Consider the following 20560-nt stretch of genomic DNA (forward strand, 5'->3'; position numbering starts at 1 on the left):
CATGGGGGAACGGGTGCAGAATCGGGCTCCGGACAACCGGCCCTATTTCTTCCTGTCGTACGCCCACACCCCGCAGTGGAGCCCGGACAGCGGGGACCCGGACCACTGGGTGCGGGTGCTCTTCAACGACCTGTGCAGCCACATCATGGCGCTCACCGACCTGCCCGCCGGGTCCCAGGCCGGCTTCATGGACCGGGACATGCGCTCCGGGGAGGGCTGGCCCGAGAAGCTGAGCGAGAACCTCGCCACCTGCCGGGTGTTCGTACCGCTGTTCTCGCCGCGCTACTTCTCCAGCGAGATGTGCGGCCGCGAGTGGTACGCGTTCCACGAACGGATGCTGAACGCCCGCACCACCGGGACGGCGACCGCGTCGGCCATCGTGCCCGCCCTGTGGACCCGGGTCGACATGAGCGAACTCCCCGACTCGGTACGCCGCATCCACGTCGAGGACACCTCGTCCGGCGGGCGGTACCTGAGCAGCGGCATCTACGGGCTGATCAAGCTGAGCCGGCTGCGCGACGAGTACGACGAGACGGTGTACGGCCTGGCCGAACGGATCGTCCAGGCGGCCCGCGAGTCCCGGCTGCCGCCCGGCCGTCCGCGGGACTACGAGAGCACGCCGAGCGCCTTCAAACCGCCCGGCACCGGGCCGCGGCACATCCGGCTGACGGTGGCCGCGCCCACCGAGGACAGCGTCCCGCACACCCGTGACCCCGGGCCCTACGGGGACGACGCGCTGGACTGGAACCCGTACCAGACCGAGTCGACCCGGGCGCTGTCCACGCACGCCGAGGAGCTGATCCGGTCCCTGGACTACCGGGTGAGCGTCGTCGCCTTCGACGACGAGAGCCCCGGCGAGGAGACACCGGCGTCCGGGGACCGGCAGCCCGGGATCCTGCTCGTGGACCAGTGGGCGTTGACCGACGAGGAACGCCGCAGCAGGCTGAAGACGTTCGACGCGTACGCCCGCCCGTGGGTGAGCGCGATCGTGCCGCGCTGCCGTGCCGACCTGCAGAACCACGGCGAGCAGGGGCGCCGGCTCGCCGAGGAGCTGGAGCGGGTGATGCCGACCATCCTGGAACGGGCGCGGCGCGGCGACGCCCGGCTCCCCGTCAACGGCGTCCCCACGCTCAAGGCCTTCACCAGGGTGCTGCCCGAGGTGGTGGCGTACACGACCAGGCAGTACCTGAAGAACGCGGAGGTCCGACTGCCGCCGGGCCCGGACATCCCCAGGCCCCGCCTGGCGGACCCCTACCCACCGTCCGACCCCGACGCGGGCGACGAACCCGGAGGAGACGCATGACGGCCGCACCGGACGGACGCATCATCACCTTCTACTCGTACAAGGGCGGTACCGGACGGACGATGGCGCTCGCCAACACGGCGTGGATCCTCGCCGCCAACGGCAAACGCGTCCTCGCCGTGGACTGGGACCTGGAGGCCCCGGGCCTGGACCGCTTCTTCCACCCGTTCCTGGACCCCAACGTGCTCGCCGCCACCGGGGGCGTCCTGAACATCCTCCAGGACTACGCCTGGGCGGCCACGGACGGCATCACCCGCTCGGGACCCTGGCACCTGGAGTACGCGGACGTGGAGCAGCACGCCGTGTCGCTCTCCCCCGAGCGGCAGGGACTCGGCTTCGAGAACGGCGGCTCGCTCGACTTCCTCTCCGCGGGCAAGCAGTTCCGCGCCTACTCGGGCACGGCGTCCTCCCTGGAGTGGGACAACTTCTACGACCGGCTGCGCGGCGGCATGTTCCTGGAGGCACTGCGCGACAGCATGAAACGGTCGTACGACTACGTGCTGATCGACTCGCGCACCGGGCGCTCGGACACCGCGGACATCTGCACCCTGCAGATGCCCGACATCCTCGTGGACTGCTTCACCTTCAGCGACCAGGCCCTGGACGGCGCCGCGGACGTGGCGTACAGCGTCGGCGACGAGCACCGCAACCGGCGGATCCGGGTGCTGCCGGTGCCGATGCGCGTGGACGACGGCGAGAAGGACAAGGTGGAGGCGGGCCGCGCGCTGGCCCGGGCGAAGTTCGCCGGACTGCCGAAGGGGCCGGGCGGGGAACGCCTCAGCGCCGACGAGATCACCGCCTACTGGGGCAGCGTCGAGATCCCGTACAAGCCGTACTACGCGTACGAGGAGACGCTCGCCGTCGTCGGGGACAAGAAGGGCGACCCGAAGTCGCTGCTGGCCGCCTTCGAACGGCTCACCGCGTTCGTGACCGACAACGAGGTCACCGCGCTGCCGCCGATCCCGGACGCGGTACGGCTGCGCTGCCGGGACGCGTTCATCCGGCGGCGGCCGCAGACCACCGCGATGCAGGTGGCCGTGGTGTACGCGGCGGAGAACCGGATGTGGGCCGACTGGGCCGAGTCGCTGCTGAAACGGGCCGGCTGCACCGTCGCGCTGCACGACCTGACCGCCGGACCGCTGGAGCGTCCCGCCCCCGGCACCCGCGTGCTCGTCCTGTGGTCCAAGGCGCTGTACGGCTCCCGGCACACCGCCCTCCTGCCGGGCCCGGCGGCGGGCACCGACGGGCCGGCGGGCACCCTGATCCCGGTACAGGTCGACGACGTCCCGCCACCGGAGTCGTACCGGCACCAGGCCGACGTCGTCGACCTGCACGGCCGCGACGAAGCGGGCTGCGAGAGCGTGCTGCTCGGCGCGCTCGAACTGCCCGCGCAGCTGCCCAAGGCCGGACCCGCGGCACCCCGGTTCCCCGGCCACGTCCCGGACCACTGGAACGTGCCGCAGCGCAACAGCACCTTCACCGGCCGCGGTTACATCCTGGAGAAGGTGCGGGAGCAGCTGCGCAGCGGCATGACCGCGGTACTGCCCCAGCACCAGGCGCTGTTCGGGATGGGCGGGGTCGGCAAGACCCAGATCGCGCTGGAGTACGTGCACCGGTTCAGCGCCGACTACGACCTGGTGTGGTGGGTGCCGGCCGAGAACGTCGACAACGTGATCGCCTCGCTCGCCGAACTCGGGGCCCGCATCGGCGCGCCCGGCGGCGAGGACATGGCGCTGGCCAGCAAGGAAACCGTCCGCATGCTGTCGCGCGGCAACCCGACCAAGCGGTGGATCCTCGTCTTCGACAACGCCGACGACCCCGACGACCTCACCGGTTACCTGCCCACCACCGGCGGCGGGCACATCCTGGTCACCTCCCGCAACCAGGCCTGGTCGGACAAGGGCGAGACCCTGCCGGTCGACGTCTTCCAGCGGCAGGAGAGCGTCGAGCACCTGTCCCGGCGCGCCCCCGGCCTCTCCCCGGCGGAGGCCGACCAGGTCGCGGAGGCCGTGGGCGACCTGCCGCTCGCGGTGGAACAGGCGGGCGCCTGGCTGGCCGAGACGGCCATGCCGACGGCCGAGTACCTGCGCCGCCTCACCGAGGAGACCGCCGCGGTGATGGGGCTCAACCAGCCCTCGGACTACCCCGAGACCGTGGCCGCCACCTGGAACATCTCCATCGAGCGGCTCAAGGAGCGCTCGCCCGCCTCGGTACGGCTGCTGCAACTGTGCGCGTTCCTCGCCGCCGAGCCGATCTCCTCCAAGCTGCTCTACGACAGCGACGAGATGCTCGGCGCCCTGCGCCCCTTCGACGCCGCCCTGACCGAGAGCCTGCTCATCGGCCAGCTGGTGCGGGAGATCGGGCAGCTCGCGCTGGCCAAGGTCGACCAGATCTCCCGTTCCATCCAGGTGCACCGCCTCGTGCAGGCGGTGATCCGCTCCCAGATGACGGAGGACGACCGGCGCCGGGCCCGGCACACGGTGCACGAGATCCTCCGGGGAGCCCGCCCCAAGGGCGACGAACCCACCGACAACCGCGAGAACTGGCCGCAGTTCGACATCGTCTGGCCGCACCTCACCGCCTCCGACATCCGCAACTGCACCGAGGCGGAGCCCCGCAGGCTGCTCATCGACCGCGTCCGCTACCTGTGGAAGCGCGGCGAGTTCCCCCGCGCGCAGCGGCTCGCCGAGGAACTCCTCGACCACTGGAAGGAACCCCTCGGCGAGAACGACGAGCAGTACCTGTACCTGCGCTGCCAGCTCGCCAACGTGCTGCGCTCCCAGGGCCTGTACGTCGAGGCGCGGGAGATGGACGACGACGTGCTCGACCGGCAGCGCCGGCTGCTCGGCAACCGGCACCCGCACACGTTCATCACCACCTCCGGCCTCTCCAGCGACCTCGCGGCGCTGGGCGAGTACACCAAGGCGGTGGAGCTGGCGAAGGAGGCGCACGACGGCTTCAGCGACCTCTTCTACGAGGCCCACCCGCGCACCCTGAACGCCGCCAACAACCTCGCCCTGGCGCTGCGCATGGTCGGCAGGTACCGGGACGCCCGCGGCATCGACGAGGTCACCCTCGCCCGCCGTACCCAGGTGCACGGCGCCGACCACATCTACACCCTGTCGTCCGCCGAGAACCTCGGCCGCGACCTGCGCGAGGTCGGCGAGTACACGGCGTCGGTGGCGGTCCTGTCACGGGCGTACGAGCAGCACAAGCGGGTCCTCGGCAAGGAGTTCCCCGGCACCCTGCGGTGCGCGAAGTCGCTCGCGGTGTCGCTGCGCCGGGCCGGCGAGCTGGAGGACGCGCGGCGGCTGACGGCGGCGACCCTGGAGCAGTACCGGGCGCAGTACACCGCGCCCACCCCGGACTCGCTCGCCTGCGAACTGAACCTGGCCGCCGACCTGTTCGCGGCCGAGGACCCGGAGGCCGCGCGGGACGTCGCGCAGAAGGTGCTCACCGAGTACGTGAAGAAGCCGGGCGAGGCCCACCCCTACACCCAGACCGCGATGAACAACCTCGCGGTCTTCCACTGGGGCTGCGGTGACCGGGACGAGGCCGAGGAGGTGTTCCGCAAGGTGCTGGAGCGGATGACCGAGGTGCTCGGCGCCCATCACCCGCACACCCAGTTCTGCTCCGCCAACTACGCCATCGTGCTCGCCGAGACCGGCCGCCTGGAGGAGGCCTGGGAGCGGGAGCGGCACAGCGCCGACGCGCTCCGCGCCGACCTCGGCGCCCAGCACCCCGAGGCGCTGGCCGTGGTCAGCAACAGCGCCGTCACCCTGGGCGCCCTCGGCCGCACGGAGGAGGCCCGCGCCCTGCGCGAGGACACCGTCAGGCGGCTGAAGGGGCTGCGCCAGCAGCTCGGCGAGAACAACGGCATCACCCGGTACGCGGTGGAGGAACGGCGGGTGTACCGGGACCTGGAGCCGCTGGCGGTGTGAGCGGGCCCCCGGAACGCGCCGGGGGCGGGCGCGGAGGCCGTCAGTCCGGTGTCCCCGCCAGCAGCCAGTCCAGTACGGCGGGCAGGGCGCGCAGGGATCCGAAGTGGGCCGCCGTGGGCTCCAGGACGGCCTGGGCGCGCGGGATGCGGGCAGCGAGCCAGGAGAAGTGGGAGGCGGGCGAGAACACGTCCTTCGCGCCGTGCCACAGCAGCACCGGCACCCCGATGTGCGCCGGGTCGAAGCCCCACGGGCGGGTCAGCGCGAACGCGTCGTCGATCCAGCCGTACGGCGAGGTGCGCAGCGCCTCGTGGTAGGTGCGCAGCAGCATCGAGCGGATGCTGCTGTCGGAGACGATCAGCCGGTCCTCGTCGGTCAGGTCCGAGCGCAGGTCCTCCAGCAGCCGCGCCGGGTTGGCGCGGATGTCGGCCGAGCGGGGGATGATCCCGGCCGCGTAGCCCTCCGGGTCGGTGACGGCCGTGTGGAACTCCCGGACGTTGAAGGGCGTCATCCCGGCGAACCAGTCGAGTCCCTCGGCGTCCCGCGGCGCGAGGGCCACCAGGGCCGCCGCCCGCGTCACCCGGCCCGGCAGCAGGGCCGCGCAGGCCAGGGCGTGCGGTCCGCCGCCGGAGCGGCCGGCCACCGCGAACCGGTCGAGACCGAGGGCGTCCGCCACGGCCGCCACGTCCTCGACGACGTCCACGACCCGCCGTCCGGGCCGGCGGTCCGAACCCCCGTAGCCGGGGCGGTCGAAGCTGATGAGCCGGGTGCCGTGCTGGTACAGGAACATGGGCCGGGGCCGGGGCCCCACCCTGCTGCCGGGCATGCCGTGCAGCAGGAACACCGGCCGCCCCCGGGGGTCCCCCGACACCTCCACCCGCAGCCGCCGCCCACCCGTCGTGCGCACCAGATCCGGCACCGCCGTGTCCCCCTCCCGCGGCCCTGGCCGGGACCACGTTGCCCCACCATTTCCCACCCGGCCCCGGGACGAAACGAACGTACCGGTCGACCGGACGGGACCGGCGGCCGACAGCAACTCGACTCGTAGACCGTCCAGTTCGGACGCAGCCGACCCGGGGAGGGGAAGCCGACGGCCGACGCGCACCAGGCTTGCGGTCCACCCGATCCGTGCGCACCCGCGGACCCGGCGGGGGACCGGCGGGCCGAAGCCGACCGGGCTCAGGTGCGGGGGGCGAGAACGGTGGTCAGGGGGTGAACCAGCGGCGGATCGTCAGGCGGCCCTTTCACGCACCTCGAACTCCAGCTGACCGCGCCCTCCTCCTGAGGGTGGCGGCCCGGCCACCCCGCACAGCCGTCCCGGCCACGAGCGCGCCCCGCGTGCACGGATGGGGCCAGGGCCTGGCCGACAGGCCCTAGTAGGGCAGGATGCGCCCGGAAGGCGTCCTGCGGTCGATCTCCTGCCCCCGGGGAGCGGGGCGACGAACGACGCGTACTCGGATCCGACCGTCCATGACGCCCTCCTCGTGCCGAACCGTGACCGGCACCCGGTGTCCGGTAGGAGGGCTCTGCCCCGCACGCGGCAGATCCAAGCCTCGTGCGGGGCAGCAAAGTTGGCGGGGTCAGCCGAGGCCGAGGCTGGACAGGGCGGTCGTCCAGTCGGTGATGATCGCGTCCTGGGCGTCGGAGAGGCTGACGGTGCCCGCGCAGACCGCCTTCTTGAGCTTGTTCTCGACGGTGTCCTTGTTGGCGGCGGTCTTGGTGCCGTACTCCGGCTCGGGCCAGAGGTTGAGTTCGCTCTTGGGGGCGCCGCCGAGTTCCAGCGGCACGAAGTGGTCCTCCTCGTAGTCGGAGGTGCTGGTGTCGGTGTACCCGTACTCGACGATCTGCTTCTTCTTCAGCGCGGTGGTGTAGGAACTGGACGGGCGTACGGTCGCCGTCCAGCCGGAGACGCAGATGGTGGAGTCGATGGTGCTCTGGGTGACGTCGGGGTTGAGGTCACCGGGCTGGCAAACGGGGTCGGGCAGCGGGAGGTAGGCCTGGCTGCACGACTGGGCGTGCGCCGTGCCGGTGGTGAGGGTGAGGCCCGCGAACGCGAGGGCGAACGCGGAGACGGTGGTCACGAGGGGACGGTGTATTCGGGACATGTGGGGGTCTCCCGGGGAGGCGCCCGGCAGGGTTCCGGGCAGACGTGAGCATGACAGCACCGCCTGCTCTATGCGGGTAGATCTCTTTGCCCGCCCCGGGATTCCTTGGGCGAAGATTGGCCACCGCCGGGACAACCGGCCGCCAGGTCATGGCCGTGGCTTGACCGTCGGGCACCCGGCGTTCATCTGACCACCGGGCCGGCCCCTCTCCCCCGCACACGGAACGTTCGACCAGTCGGACATCGTTCGAAAAGCCTTGACGCCCCCATGGACAGCGTTTGACACTCTCGCAACGCGATGTCATCTCCATGTAACGGCAAGGGACTTGCAGGGAGCCCCCCATGACGCACACCGCACGACCCCGTGGCCGCGCGAGACGCCGGGCGGGCCGTCTCGCCGCCCTGGCCGCCGCCGCCACCCTCCTCGCCCTCGCCGGACCGGCACTCCCCGCGACGGCCGGGACCGGGGCCGCCGCCGAAGCCGGCGCCCCCACCGACGGCCTCGCCCTCTGGTACCCCCTGGACGCGAGCACCGGCAGCACCGTCCGCGACGCCTCGGGCAACGGCCGCGACGGCACGGTCAGCGGCACCGCCGACTGGTCGGCCACCGGCCAGGGCCTGGGCTTCAACGGCTCCGACACCTACGTCAAGGTCCCGGACGACGTCATGAAGGGCATGTCCGCCATCACGGTCTCCATGGACGTGCGCATCGACTCCGCCCAGTCCACCCCGTACTTCCTGTACGGCTTCGGCAACTCCAGCGGCAGCAGCGGCAACGGCTACCTCTTCGCCACCGGCAACCCGTTGCGCACCTCCCTCGCCAGCGGCAACTGGTCGACGGAGCAGACGACCAGGCCGTCCGACTCCCACGACCTGGCCCGCTCGGTGTGGAAGCACATCGCGTACACCCAGACCGGCACCACCGGCGTGCTCTACGAGGACGGCGTCGAGGTGGGCCGCAACACCTCCGTCACCCTCACGCCCGGCGCCATCGGGTCCGGCAGGACCGTCGCCGACTACATCGGCAGGTCCCTCTACTCCGGCGACAAACTCTTCAAGGGCCGCATCCGCGACTTCCGCGTGTACGACCGCGCCCTCGACGGCTCCGAGGTCGGGCGACTCGCGCTGCCCGTCGACACCCAGGGCGTCGCCGACGACAAGGCGGCGCTGAGCCTCGGTGACACCGGCGCGGTGACCGCCGACCTGGACCTGCCGAAGACCGGCACCGCGGGCGGCTCGTCCGTCACCTGGTCCAGCGACCGCCCCGGCGTCGTCTCGGACTCCGGCAAGGTGACCCGCCCCGCCGCCGGCTCCCCCGACGCCCACGCCACCCTCACCGCGACCCTCACCAAGGGCCCGGTCACCGACACCAAGGCCTTCGACATCACCGTCCTCGCCGACCCCGACGACGCCACCGCCGCCCGGCAGGCCGCCGGCCTGCTCACCGTGCACCACCTCGACGACGTCCGCGGCAACCTCACCCTGCCCGCCGACGGCGCCCACGGCACGAAGGTCACCTGGACCTCCACCGCCCCGGACGTGGTCTCCCCCGACGGCACGGTCCACCGCCCCGCGCACGGCGCCGGGGCCACGACGGCCGACCTGACCGCGACGGTCACCAAGGGCACGGCCTCCGCCACCCGCACCTTCACCGCGCGGGTCCCCGAACTTCCCTCACGGCAGGCCCTCAAGGGCTACATGTTCAGCTACTTCACAGGCGAGGGCACCGCCGACGGCGAGCAGCTCCACGCCGCCCTCAGCAAGGGGAACGACCCGCTGAACTGGCGGGAGCTGAACGACGGCAAGCCCGTCCTCACCTCCACGCTCGGCGAGAAGGGCCTGCGCGACCCGTTCATCATCCGCTCCCCGGAGGGCGACAAGTTCTACCAGATCGCCACCGACCTCAGGATCTACGGCAACGGCGACTGGGACGCCGCCCAGCGCACCGGCAGCAAGTCGATCATGGTCTGGGAGTCCACCGACCTCGTCCACTGGACGGACCAGCGGCTGGTGCGCGTCGCCCCGGACAGCGCGGGCAACACCTGGGCCCCCGAGGCCTTCTACGACGCGAAGCTCGGCGAGTACGTCGTGTTCTGGGCATCCAAGCTGTACGACGACGCGGCGCACTCCGGCGACACGTACAACCGGATGATGTACGCCACCACCCGGGACTTCTACACCTTCAGCGAGCCCAAGGTGTGGATCGACCGCGGCTGGTCGGTCATCGACTCCACGATGATCCAGAAGGACGGCACCTACTACCGGCTCTCCAAGGACGAGCGGAACAACAGCTCCTCGACGCCCAACAGCAAGTTCGTCTTCGAGGAGAAGAGCGACTCGATCCGCAGCACCGACTGGACGCCCGTCGCCGAGGGCATCGGCAAGGGGGCGATGACCGCCGCCGAGGGGCCGCTGGTCTTCAAGTCGAACACCGAGGACAAGTGGTACGCGTTCCTCGACGAGTTCGGCGGGCGCGGGTACATCCCGTTCGAGACCACCGATCTCGACTCCGGGGTCTGGACCCCGGTCGCGGACTACGACCTGCCCGCCAAGCCCCGCCACGGCACCGTGCTCCCGGTCACCCAGGCCGAGTACGACCGGCTGCTGCGCGCCTACCAGCCCGACCAGGTGGTGGAGAGCGTCGAGGACGTGCGGGTGCGGACGAGGACCGGGCAGGCCCCGGTCCTGCCCGCCACCGTCATCGCCTCCTACGCCGACGGCGTCGACCGGCCCGTGGCCGTCACCTGGGACGCCGTCCCGGCGTCCGCGTACGCGCGGCCCGGCACCTTCACCGTCACCGGCAGCCTGCCGGACGGCACCGCGCTCCCGGTGCGGGCCGAGGTCACCGTGTCGGAGGAGGGCCCCGACGTCCCGGCCGACCTGCTGCTGCACTACGACTTCGACGAGAGCGGCGGCACCATCGCCGTCGACTCCAGCGGACACGGCTACCACGGCACGTACGTCGGCACGCCCGCCTTCGGTACGGGGGTGAAGGGCGGCTCCTTCAAGATGTCCGGGGACGCGACGAGTTCGCCGTACGTCAAGATCCCGAACGGGGTGCTGAAGGACGCGGACAGCGTGACCGTCTCGGCGTACGCCAAGTGGAAGGGGGGTGACAGCTTCCAGTGGCTGTTCGGGCTGGGCCCCGACAGCGACAGGTACCTCTTCGCCACCCCCTCCAACGGCGGCTCCAGCCTCTACGCGGCCATCACCAAGGCGAGTTGGCCGGCCGAGTCGAAGCTGACGGCCGGCTCGCAGCTCACGCCCGGTCAGTGGCGGCACGTCACCGTCACCCTCGACGGCTCGACCGGCACGATGGTCCTCTACGTCGACGGCGTCCAGGCCGCCCGCACCACGACCACCGTCAAGCCGTCCGAGCTGTACGACGCGAGCAAGGACCACTCCGGCTACATCGGCCGCTCGCTGTACTCCGCCGACCCCTCCTTCGGCGGTGAGGTCGACGACTTCCGCATCTACGGCCGGGCGCTGTCACCGGCCGAGGTGATGGAGCTCAGCGGCAACACGGCGGGGATCGCCGCGGTCGCGCAGGCAGGCCTGAAGGTCGACGCCATCGTCGACGACGCGGACGGCAGGATCACGCTGCCGATGACCGAGGGCTCCGATCTCACCTCTCTTGCGCCGGAGTTCACCCTCGCCCACGGCGCCGCGATCAGCCCCGCCTCCGGGAGCGTCCGGGACGTCAGCAAGCCGGTGACCTACGAGGTGACGGGCTCCGACGGCACGAAGCGCACCTGGACGGTCTCGGCTCTCGTCATGAGGAGCCCGGTGCTGCCCGGCCTCAACGCCGACCCGAACATCGTGCGCTTCGGCGACACCTTCTACCTCTACCCGACCAGCGACGGCTACGACGGCTGGAGCGGGACACGGTTCAAGGCGTACTCCTCCACCGACCTGGTGCACTGGACGGACCACGGGGTCGTCCTCGACCTGGGCCCGGACATCAGCTGGGCGGACAGCAGGGCCTGGGCGCCGACGATCGCCGAGAAGGACGGGAAGTACTACTTCTACTTCTGCGCCGACGCGAACATCGGGGTGGCGGTGGCCGACTCACCGACCGGGCCCTTCAAGGACGCCCTCGGCAAACCGCTCCTCGCGGCCGGTGACTTCAGCGGCCAGATGATCGACCCGGCCGTCTTCACCGACGACGACGGGCAGTCGTACCTCTACTTCGGCAACGGCCACGCCTACGTGGTCCCGCTCAACCCCGACATGACGTCCCTCGACCCCGCGAAGGTCCGGGACATCACGCCGAGCGGTTACAACGAGGGCTCGTTCGTCATCAAGCGCAACGGGATCTACTACTTCATGTGGTCGGAGAACGACACCCGCGACGAGAACTACCGGGTCGCCTACGCCACCGGCCCCTCCCCCACCGGGCCCTGGACCAAGCGGGGCGTGATCCTCTCCAAGGACCTCTCCCTCGGTATCAAGGGCACCGGCCACCACAGTGTCGTACACGTCCCGAACACCGACGACTGGTACATCGCCTACCACCGCTTCGCCATCCCGGGCGGCGACGGCACGCACCGTGAAACGACCGTCGACAGGCTGGAGTTCGACGCGAACGGGCTGATCAAGCCGGTCGTGCCGACGCTCACGAGCGTCGACCCGGTGACGGTCGTGCACGCGGGCCCGGACGCCCGCGGCACGGAAGGCGCCGCGATCACGCTCTCCGGCACGGTGTCGGGGGCCGGTCCCGCCAGGTGGACCCTCCCCGCGGGCGCCCCCTGCACGGTCGCCGACCCGGCGGCCGCCGCGACCACCGTCACCTGCACCGACAACGGCGCCTTCACCCTCACCCTGACCGGCGGCCGCAGCACCGACACCACCACGGTGACCGTCGCCAACGCCCCGCCCGCCGTCACCGGCGCCCGCGGCCACGGCGACCGGCACGTGACCCTCACCGTCCGCTTCACCGACCCGGGCAGCTCCGACACCCACACCTGCACCGTCGACTGGAAGGACGGCAGCCGCCCGACGAAGGGCCGGATCAGGGGAGCCGACTGCCTGGCCGGGCACCGGTACCGCAGGCCGGGCGGCCACCGCCCGGTGGTCACGGTCGCCGACGACGACGGGGGCACGGCCACCGTGACGGTGCCCACCGGACCGCGGCACCGTACGACTGCTCGATCTTCGTACAGTCGTACGGTGCGGACCCGTTGACGGATTAAGGTCGGCGGGTGACGAGCAGCAGCGCGACGCGTTCCCACGATCTCGACGGCACACCTCCGGCGACGGCCCCGCCGAGCGGGCCGGACCTGCTGCGGGGACCCGGTCACCCCGCTGGCCGGGGCACCGCGCCACCGGTCGCCGGCGTCCGGGAACGCCTCGTCCCGCCGTTCCCCGCGCCCGCCACCCACCTCTGGCGGCTCGTGGGCCTCGGCCCGGCCCCGGCGGCCCGGCTCGCGCGCGCCACGGGTTGGCTGGGCCCGCTGCTCGTCGCCCTCCTGGCCGGCGTCCTGCGCTTTTGGCGCCTGGGACAGCCGCGGGACCTGGTCTTCGACGAGACGTACTACGCCAAGGACGCCTGGGCGCTGCTGCACCTCGGCTACGAGGGCACCTGGCCGGACCGCAAGGTCGCCGACCCGCAGGTCCTGGCGCACCCCCAGGTGATCCCGCTCTCCGACACCGGTTCGTTCGTCGCGCACCCGCCGACCGGCAAGTGGGTGATCTCCGTCGGCGAGTGGCTGTTCGGTCTCGATCCCGTCGGCTGGCGCTTCATGACGGCGCTCCTCGGCACCCTGTCGGTGCTGATGCTGTGCCGGATCGGCCGGCGGCTGTTCCGCTCCACGTTCCTGGGGTGCCTGGCCGGCGCACTGCTGGCGATGGACGGTCTGCACCTGGTCATGAGCCGTACCGCCCTGCTGGACCTGATGGTGATGTTCTTCGCGCTGGCCGCGTTCGGCTGCCTGCTGCTCGACCGGGACCGGACCCGGGCCAGGCTGGCGGCGGCGCTGCCGGCCGACGCGGACGGCCGGGTCCGCCCGGACGCGGACACCGGTGACCGCACCGCCCTGGGCCTGCGGCCGTGGCGGCTCGCGGCCGGTGTCCTCCTCGGCCTCGCGGCCTCCACCAAGTGGAACGGCCTGTACGTCCTGGTCTTCTTCACGGCGCTGGCCGTGCTGTGGGACGTCGGCGCCCGCCGGGTCGCCGGCGCCCGCCGCCCGTACCGTGCCGTGCTGCGCCGGGACCTGGGACCCTCGGTCCTCTCCCTGGTGCCGACCGCGCTGGGGACCTACCTGCTGAGCTGGACCGGCTGGTTCCTGTCCGACGACGGCTGGGGCCGCCACTGGGCGGACGGCCGCGGCGGCACCTGGTCGTGGATACCGGCCCCGCTGCGCAGCCTGTGGCACTACGAGTACCTGGTCTACCAGTTCAACGTGAACCTGCACACGCCGCACAAGTACCAGTCGAACCCGTGGAGCTGGCTGGTGATGGGCCGCCCGGTGCTGTTCGCCTACGACTCCCCGAAGCCCGGGCAGGACGGCTGCACCACGGCGGCCGCCTGCACCCGGACCGTCCTCGCCCTGGGCACCCCGGCCCTGTGGTGGGCGGCCTGCCTCGCCCTGGGCTACCTGCTGTTCCGCTGGGCCCTGCGCCGCGACTGGCGGGCCGGCGCGATCCTGTGCGCGGTGGCCGCGGGATACCTCCCCTGGTTCCTCTACCAGGACCGTACGGTCTTCTCCTTCTACGCCGTCGTCTTCGTGCCGTACCTGTGCCTGGCCGTGGCGATGATGGCCGGCGCGCTGGTGGGTCCCCCGGACGCGAGCCGCCACCGGCGCATCCGCGGCGCGATGGCCGCGGGCGCCCTCGTCGTCCTGATCGCCTGGAACTTCGTCTACTTCTTCCCGATCTACACCGGCCGGACGATCCCGTACACCGGCTGGCAGTCCCGGATGTGGCTGAACACCTGGATCTGAGCCGAGGACCGCTAGCGGCGCGTGGTGGCGGGCCGGGGTTCGGTGCCCTCCGCCCGGAGGGAGGCCTTGTCGGGCTTCGGGCTGGGGGTGGGGCTGGGGGTGCCCGTGGCCGGGGCCTTCTTCTTGGGCAGGTGGCGGGGTACGACGTCCTGCGGGAAGGTCAGCTGGCCGTTCATCCACGTCAGGGCGGCGGGCATCTCCCGCACCCAGGTGGGGAAGTTGTGGCTGCCGTTCTCGGGGAGTATCGACACGACCTTCATGGGCGGCCTGACGGCCTTGATGAAGGCCTGGGTCTCCGGGTAGCCCTTCTCGCCGTGCTTGCTGTTGGCGACCAGGACGGAGACCTGCGGGACGGGCAGGTGCTTGAGGCGCCACATCAGGTCGTGGCCGTCGACGCGGGCCTGGCGGCCGAGACCGCTGCCGAAGAGGTTGCCGGTGGTGGGGTCGTCCTTGACCCGGTAGTCGGGCGACAGGGCGGCGGCCGTGGTGTAGACGCCGGGGTTGCGCATGGTCAGCTGGAGCGCGCAACTGCCGCCGGAGGAGTAGCCCATGACGCCCCAGGCGCTGGCGTCGTGGCCGGCCCGGTACGCGGATTTGATCGCCTCGGGCAGGTCCTTGGCCAGGAAGGTCTCGGTCTGCGGGCCGCCCGGGACGTCCACGCACTCGGTGTCGCGCGGGGGTGCGACGGTGGGCCGGATCATCACCATGATCGTCGGCTGCATCTGGCCCTTGCTCTGCAGTTCGCCCGCGGTCTGCGAGACCCGCAGGTGCTGGGCGAGGTTGAAGATGCTGCCCGGGTACCCGCTGAGCGCGACGATCACCGGGAAGCGCATCCGGTGGTACGCCTTCTGGAAGTACTGCGGCGGCAGGTAGACGAAGGCCGGGTCGACCACGCCGGTGCGCCGGCCGATGACCTTGACCGACTCCACCCGGCCGACGGCCGCGGCCGGCCCGTTCGGCAGCCCGCTGACCCGGCGCAACTGCTCGTCGCCCGCGGGCTGGACGAGCGCCCCGCCGTGGACGGTGCTGATGCCGTTCACCGTACCGTTGCCGTTCCCGCCGGCCGCCTGGGTCACGCCGACGGGTGCGGTGTCGACGTTCCCGAACAGCTCGTTCCAGGATCCGAAGAACTGGTACGACGAGTTCACCGCGCATGCGAACGCGGCGACGATCGTCACCTGTGTGACGCCGATCGCGACCAGCCGGCCCAGCACCTGCCACAGTCCCGGTTTGGCGAACCGTGGCCAGAGCCAAACCAGCAGCGCCACGCACAGGGCGGCGAGCGCCACCATCGCGTATACGGTCGTTCGACTGGTCAAACCCATGTCGTCAGTCCTGACTTCCCTGCCTGTGCACATTGCCTACGCACAGAAGGAGGGCCGGAGAGCCTTCCTCGTTCCGTAACGACGGATTCAGGAGAAAGTCATTGCCTGTTCCTTTATGTCACACCCGGGCGCTTACCCAGGTCACACCGGGTCTTACCCGAGGCCAGGCCCGCGGTCCGGGTCCGGCGGGTGACCGCCGTCATTGACAAGCCGATCATCAAGGTTTGTCATGAACACATGCTTCTGACCGGGCGCCGCGCGCTGCTCGACGCCGCCCGGGCCCAGGCGGCGACGCGCCCGGGGGTGCTCCTGCACGGCCCCGCGGGCATCGGCAAGTCCGCCCTCCTGGACGCCCTCGTGGACGCCCTCCTCGACCCGCTCGTGGACGCGGACGCACGGCCCGACGCGCTCGCGGCCACCCCGGCCGTGCTGCGCTGCGCCCCCGCCGCACCCGACACGGGCCTCCCCTTCGCCGGACTCGTCGCCCTGTTCGCGCCCGTCCCGGACCGCCGCCTGGACGCCCTGCCGCCCGAGCCGCGGGCGGCGCTGCGGGCGGCCCTGCTGCGCGGCCGGGAACCGGCCGACGGCCGGGGTCTGCTGGCGGTCCGCCTCGCCGTCCTCGACGTGTTGCGCGCCCTGGCCGAGACGGGCCCCCTCCTGCTGGTCGTCGACGGCCTGCAGTGGCTCGACGAACCGACCGCCGAGGTCCTCGCCTTCGCGATGCGCCACCTCCGAGCCGGCACCGGACCGGGCCCCGGCCCACGGATGCTCGCCACCGAGCGGGTGGCGGACGGCGGCCAGCCCGGCCGGCTGCGCTGCTGCCCGGCCGGCACCGTCGAGCTTCCGGTGCCGCCCCTGACGGACGGCGAGACGGCGCGGCTCGTGCGCGCCGACCTCGACGCCGACCTGCCCCCGGCGCTGCTGCGGGCGGTCCAGCAGACGGCCGCCGGGAACCCCTACTACGCGCTGGAGTTGGGGCGGGCCGCGCGGCACGTCCGGACGCCGGCCGGCTTCCCCGCGGCGCCGCCGGTGCCGCCGCGACTGCGCGACCTCCTGCTCGCGGAGGCCCGTTCGCTGCCCGGGCCGGTGCGGCACACCCTGCTCGTGGCGAGCGCCGCCGCCCGCCCCACCCTCACCCTGCTGCGCGCCGCCGGGCTCCCCGACCCCGCCGCGGACCTCGCGCGGGCCGAACGGCTCGGCATCGCGACGGCCGACGCCGACGGGGGCGTACGGTTCCACCACCCCGTGCTGCGGGCGGCCGTGCACGCGGACGTCCCCGAGCACGGCCGCCGGCAGGCGCACGCGCTGCTGGCCCGGACGGTGACCGCGCCCGTGGAGCGGGCGCGGCACCTCGCGCTCGCCCACCCGTACGAGGACGAGGCCACCGCCCGCACCCTGATCGCCGCGGCCGGGTCCGCCCGCCGGGACGGCGATCCCGGCGCCGCCCACGACCTGGCCGCGCTCGCCGTCCGCCGCACCCCGGCCGGGCTCCCGGCGGAACGCGCCGAACGGCTGCTGGCCGCCGCCGAGTACGCCTGCGACGCGGGACTGACCCAGGAGGCGGCGGAGGCCGCCGGGGCGGTCCTGGCCCGGTCGGACTCCGCGGTGCGGCGGGTGCGGGCCCGCCTGGTCCTGCTGCGCGGCGCCGGGCAGGCCCTGGAGGGCGCCGGGGACCTGATCGAGGAGGGGCTGAGGGACGCGGCCGGGGATCCCGGCGCCGAGGCCGCCCTGCATCACTGGGCCGCCGTGCGGGGGCTGCTGTGCGGGGAGTTGGCGCAGGCGGCCCGGCACGCCCGGCGGGCCGCACGGCAGGCGGCCGCGGCGGGCGACACGGACACCGCGGTCGGGGCGCTGGCCACCCTCGCCCGGGTGCGGTCCCTGGGCGGGCGGCCGGACGCCGCCGACGCCGCGCTGGGCGAGGCGCTCGCGCTGGCCGGCGGCGCCGACGGCGGCCCGGAGAGCCGGCGCCTGGTCCGGATGCGGGCGATCCTCGCCCTGGACTCCGACCGGGTGACCGAGGCCCGCGACCAGGTCGTACGGCTGCTGGCGGCGATCGGCGGGTCGGCCGGGGCGGAGGAACTGCTGGCGACCCGGGTGGCGCTGACCCGGATCCAGGTCCGTGCCGGGCACTGCCGGGAGGCCCTGCACACCGCGGCCCACTGCGCGCGCGTCATGGCCGAGGCGGCTCCGGCGCTGTACGCGGCGGCGCTCGCCGCGACCGCCGGCGGCACCGCCGAGGAGGCCCGGCGACTGGCAGCGCGGGCGGTGCGGGCCTCGGAGGCCGACGGCGACCGGCTGTTCCTGCTGCGCGCGCTCGCGGTGCTCGGGCAGGCCGAACTGCTCGGCGGGGATCCGCGCGGGGCCGCGGCCGCCGTCGAGGCGTTGCAGCGGGTCAGGGAACTCGGCGAGGCCATGTCCGCCGCCGACCCGCCGCTGCTGCACTGGTACGCCGACCTGGCCGAGGCGCTGGTCGTCCTGGGGGAGACCGACGCGGCCGGGGAGGTGCTCGGCGACGCCCGGGCGCGGGCGGCCGAGGGCGCGCCCGGCAGCGTACTCGCGGCGCTGGAGCGGGCGGAGGGACTGCGCGAGGCGGCCCTCGGCCGGGCCAAGGAGGGAGCGGTACGGCTGCACGCCGCCGTCGACCTGGTGCGCCGGCTCCCGCTCCCCGTCGAGCTGGTACGGGCCCTGATCGCGCTCGGCGCGGTCGAACGCCGGGCCCGGCGCCGCAACGCGGCGCGGGCGGCACTGGCGGAGGCCCTGGAGACGGCCGGCCGGATCGGCGCGGCGCCCCTCGCGGTCCGGGCCGGGGACGAGCTCGCCCGGCTGGACGCCGGGGAGCGCGGCGGCGAGGCGGGCGGGCCCGAACTGACGCCCACCGAGGCCAGGATCGCCGAACTGGTCGGCGGCGGGGCCACCAACAGGGAGGTGGCCGCGGAGCTGTTCATCAGCGTCAAGACGGTGGAGGGGGCGCTGTCGCGGGTGTACCGCAAGTTCGGGGTGCGGTCCCGCACGGCACTGGCCCATGCGATGGCGGTCGCGGTCCTCGCGTCCGGCGCGTCGGCGATCGACACCGCAGACGACGACCGACCCCGCACCGCGGCAACGTCGGTGACGGCCGGTCAGTCACCGCGCCCGCGCGTCCCGCGCACCCTCGACACCCGCGCTTAACACGCAACGCAAGGGTTCCCCCGCTTATGGGGGCGGGGCCGCAGTTCCTACGGTGAAGCCGTTCCGTTCCCGGGACACTCCCCACCCCCCACCCACCGGAGGACTTCGGTGAAGTCTCGTCTGAAGCTGCTCGGCCTGGTCGCCGCGCCCGCCCTGGTCACTGCGGTCGTCCCCGCCGCCTACGCGGCGAACGCCCCGCACACGGCGCGTGCCGCCGTCGCCGGGGACGTCCTGCCCGGCCTCAAGCAGGACGCCGCCCGCACCGGCACGGTCGCCGCGGGCAAGCGGATATCCGTGGCGATCAGCCTGACCCCCAGAGGCGGCACGGCACTGGACACCTTCATCGCGAAGGTCAGCGACCCGCACTCCGCCTCCTACGGCCACTACCTGACGAAGGGCCAGTTCGCGGCCCGCTTCGGCCGGACCGACGCCGAGGTGAAGCAGCTGAAGGACTACCTGCGTGCGCAGGGCGTCACCGTCGGCAAGGTGCACTCCGGCAACCTGCTGGTCGACGCCAGCGGCACCGCCGCCCAACTGCAGAAGGCGTTCGGCACCCGGCTGTCCACGTGGAAGGACACCACGTCGGGCCACTCCTTCTACGCCAACGACAGCGCGCCGACCCTGCCGTCCTCGCTGGCCGCCATCGTCAGCGACGTGGCGGGCCTCAACAACCGGGTCCAGCTGCACCACCAGGCCGTCGGGCACACCGTCTCCCCGCACAACGGCCCCGGCGGCGGCTACACCCCGGCCCAGCTCAAGGGCGGCTACAACGTCTCGGGCACGTACACCGGCAGCGGCCAGAAGATCGCGCTGCTCGAGTTCGACGGCTTCCAGCAGTCCAACATCACCAAGTACGACACCAACTACGGCCTGGGCTCGCCCACTCCGACGGTGTCCAAGGTGGACGGCGGCTCCGGCGCGCTCGGTGACGGCCAGGTCGAGGTGGAGCTGGACATCGAGGTGCTGCACGCGATCGCCCCGAAGGCGAACGTCACCGTGTTCGAGGGCCCGAACTCCGACGCCGGCGAGGTCGACACGTACCAGGCCATCGTCGACAGCGGCATCCCGACGACGTCGATCAGCTGGGGCGCCGCCGAGTCCGCCCGCACCACCTCCAACATCAACGCGGTGGACGCGGTCTTCAAGGCGGGTGCCGCCGAGGGCCTCGGCTTCTACGCGGCCTCCGGCGACGACGGCTCCGACGACGCGGGCGACGGCGGCACCTCCGTCGACTACCCGGCCAGCGACCCGTACGTCACGGGCGTCGGCGGCACCAAGCTGACCGTCACCTCGTCCAACGCCTTCAGCAAGGAGGTGGCCTGGTCCGGCGGCGGTGGCGGCAAGTCCTCCGTCTTCAAGATCCCCAGCTGGCAGACGGCCGTCCAGAAGAGCGCGGGCGGCGGCTTCCGCCAGGTCCCGGACGTCTCGGCGCACGCCAACCCCAGCCCCGGCGTCTCCATCTACTCGCAGGGCTCCTGGTCGTCGGTCGGCGGCACCAGCGCGGCGGCCCCCGAGTGGGCGGCGTTCGCGGCCCTCTACAACCAGCAGGCGGCGGCCGCGGGCAAGGCCGGCCTCGGCTTCGCCAACCCCGCCCTGTACGCGGCGAGCGGCACCGGCTTCCACGACATCACCAGTGGCAGCAACGGCGCCTACTCGGCGGCCACCGGCTGGGACTTCACCACCGGCTGGGGCTCGTACAACGCCGCCACCCTGGCGTCCAAGCTGCTCGGCTGACCCCGGCCCACCGACCGCCGCGCGGACCGGGACGGCAACCCCGGCCC

9 protein-coding genes are annotated in these 20560 nt (G+C 72.8%); 6 read left to right on the forward strand and 3 right to left on the reverse strand.

Features of this window, described 5'->3' with window-relative positions:
* Nucleotide 1 precedes the first annotated feature (1 nt).
* Both AB0G52_RS18335 and fxsT read left to right on the forward strand, forming a co-directional pair.
* On the forward strand, nt 2-1303 hold the full coding sequence (locus AB0G52_RS18335; RefSeq protein ID WP_165939237.1) for a TIR-like protein FxsC: 1302 nt from the start codon (nt 2-4) through the stop codon (nt 1301-1303).
* The gene (gene fxsT, locus AB0G52_RS18340) at nt 1300-5244 is read left to right on the forward strand and encodes an FxSxx-COOH system tetratricopeptide repeat protein (RefSeq protein ID WP_132886624.1); all 3945 of its coding nucleotides are present in this window, start codon (nt 1300-1302) and stop codon (nt 5242-5244) included. The genes AB0G52_RS18335 and fxsT overlap by 4 nt, the downstream gene beginning before the upstream one ends.
* 40 nt (nt 5245-5284) lie before the next feature.
* Here fxsT and AB0G52_RS18345 read toward each other — a convergent pair whose 3' ends face one another.
* Nucleotides 5285-6160, reverse strand: a complete 876-nt coding sequence (locus AB0G52_RS18345) for an alpha/beta hydrolase (protein WP_132886625.1) — start codon at nt 6158-6160, stop codon at nt 5285-5287.
* A 661-nt stretch (nt 6161-6821) separates the two neighbouring features.
* Nucleotides 6822-7322 carry a hypothetical protein gene (locus AB0G52_RS18350; protein WP_361337260.1) on the reverse strand — a complete coding sequence of 167 codons (501 nt, stop codon included), beginning with the start codon at nt 7320-7322 and terminating at the stop codon, nt 6822-6824.
* 365 nt (nt 7323-7687) lie between these two features.
* Here AB0G52_RS18350 and AB0G52_RS18355 point away from each other — a divergent pair, with 365 nt between their 5' ends.
* Together AB0G52_RS18355 and AB0G52_RS18360 are read left to right on the forward strand one after the other, a co-directional pair.
* The gene (locus AB0G52_RS18355) at nt 7688-12529 is read left to right on the forward strand and encodes a family 43 glycosylhydrolase (RefSeq protein WP_361337261.1); all 4842 of its coding nucleotides are present in this window, start codon (nt 7688-7690) and stop codon (nt 12527-12529) included.
* 209 nt (nt 12530-12738) lie between these two features.
* Nucleotides 12739-14286, forward strand: a complete 1548-nt coding sequence (locus AB0G52_RS18360; protein WP_361337279.1) for a phospholipid carrier-dependent glycosyltransferase — start codon at nt 12739-12741, stop codon at nt 14284-14286.
* Between the two features lie 11 nt (nt 14287-14297).
* Here AB0G52_RS18360 and AB0G52_RS18365 read toward each other — a convergent pair whose 3' ends face one another.
* Nucleotides 14298-15611, reverse strand: a complete 1314-nt coding sequence (locus AB0G52_RS18365; RefSeq protein WP_132886627.1) for an alpha/beta hydrolase-fold protein — start codon at nt 15609-15611, stop codon at nt 14298-14300.
* 237 nt (nt 15612-15848) lie between these two features.
* Between AB0G52_RS18365 and AB0G52_RS18370 the strand changes: the two genes are divergently transcribed.
* Complete coding sequence (locus AB0G52_RS18370) at nt 15849-18779, forward strand: AAA family ATPase (protein WP_361337262.1); 2931 nt, start codon at nt 15849-15851, stop codon at nt 18777-18779.
* 108 nt (nt 18780-18887) lie between these two features.
* Nucleotides 18888-20513 carry a S53 family peptidase gene (locus tag AB0G52_RS18375; RefSeq protein ID WP_361337263.1) on the forward strand — a complete coding sequence of 542 codons (1626 nt, stop codon included), beginning with the start codon at nt 18888-18890 and terminating at the stop codon, nt 20511-20513.
* The last annotated feature ends 47 nt before the right edge of the window (nt 20514-20560 follow it).

The organism is Streptomyces sp. NPDC021562, from assembly GCF_040640875.1.
Lineage (GTDB): Bacteria > Actinomycetota > Actinomycetes > Streptomycetales > Streptomycetaceae > Streptomyces.

What these genes read in the sequence shown, in the direction of transcription:
- AB0G52_RS18335 (WP_165939237.1), top strand. Translation starts at nt 2, where the DNA reads ATGGGGGAACGGGTGCAGAATCGGGCTCCGGACAACCGGCCCTATTTC.
- fxsT (WP_132886624.1), top strand. Translation starts at nt 1,300, where the DNA reads ATGACGGCCGCACCGGACGGACGCATCATCACCTTCTACTCGTACAAG.
- AB0G52_RS18355 (WP_361337261.1), top strand. Translation starts at nt 7,688, where the DNA reads ATGACGCACACCGCACGACCCCGTGGCCGCGCGAGACGCCGGGCGGGC.
- AB0G52_RS18365 (WP_132886627.1), bottom strand. Translation starts at nt 15,611, where the DNA reads ATGGGTTTGACCAGTCGAACGACCGTATACGCGATGGTGGCGCTCGCC.
- AB0G52_RS18370 (WP_361337262.1), top strand. Translation starts at nt 15,849, where the DNA reads ATGCTTCTGACCGGGCGCCGCGCGCTGCTCGACGCCGCCCGGGCCCAG.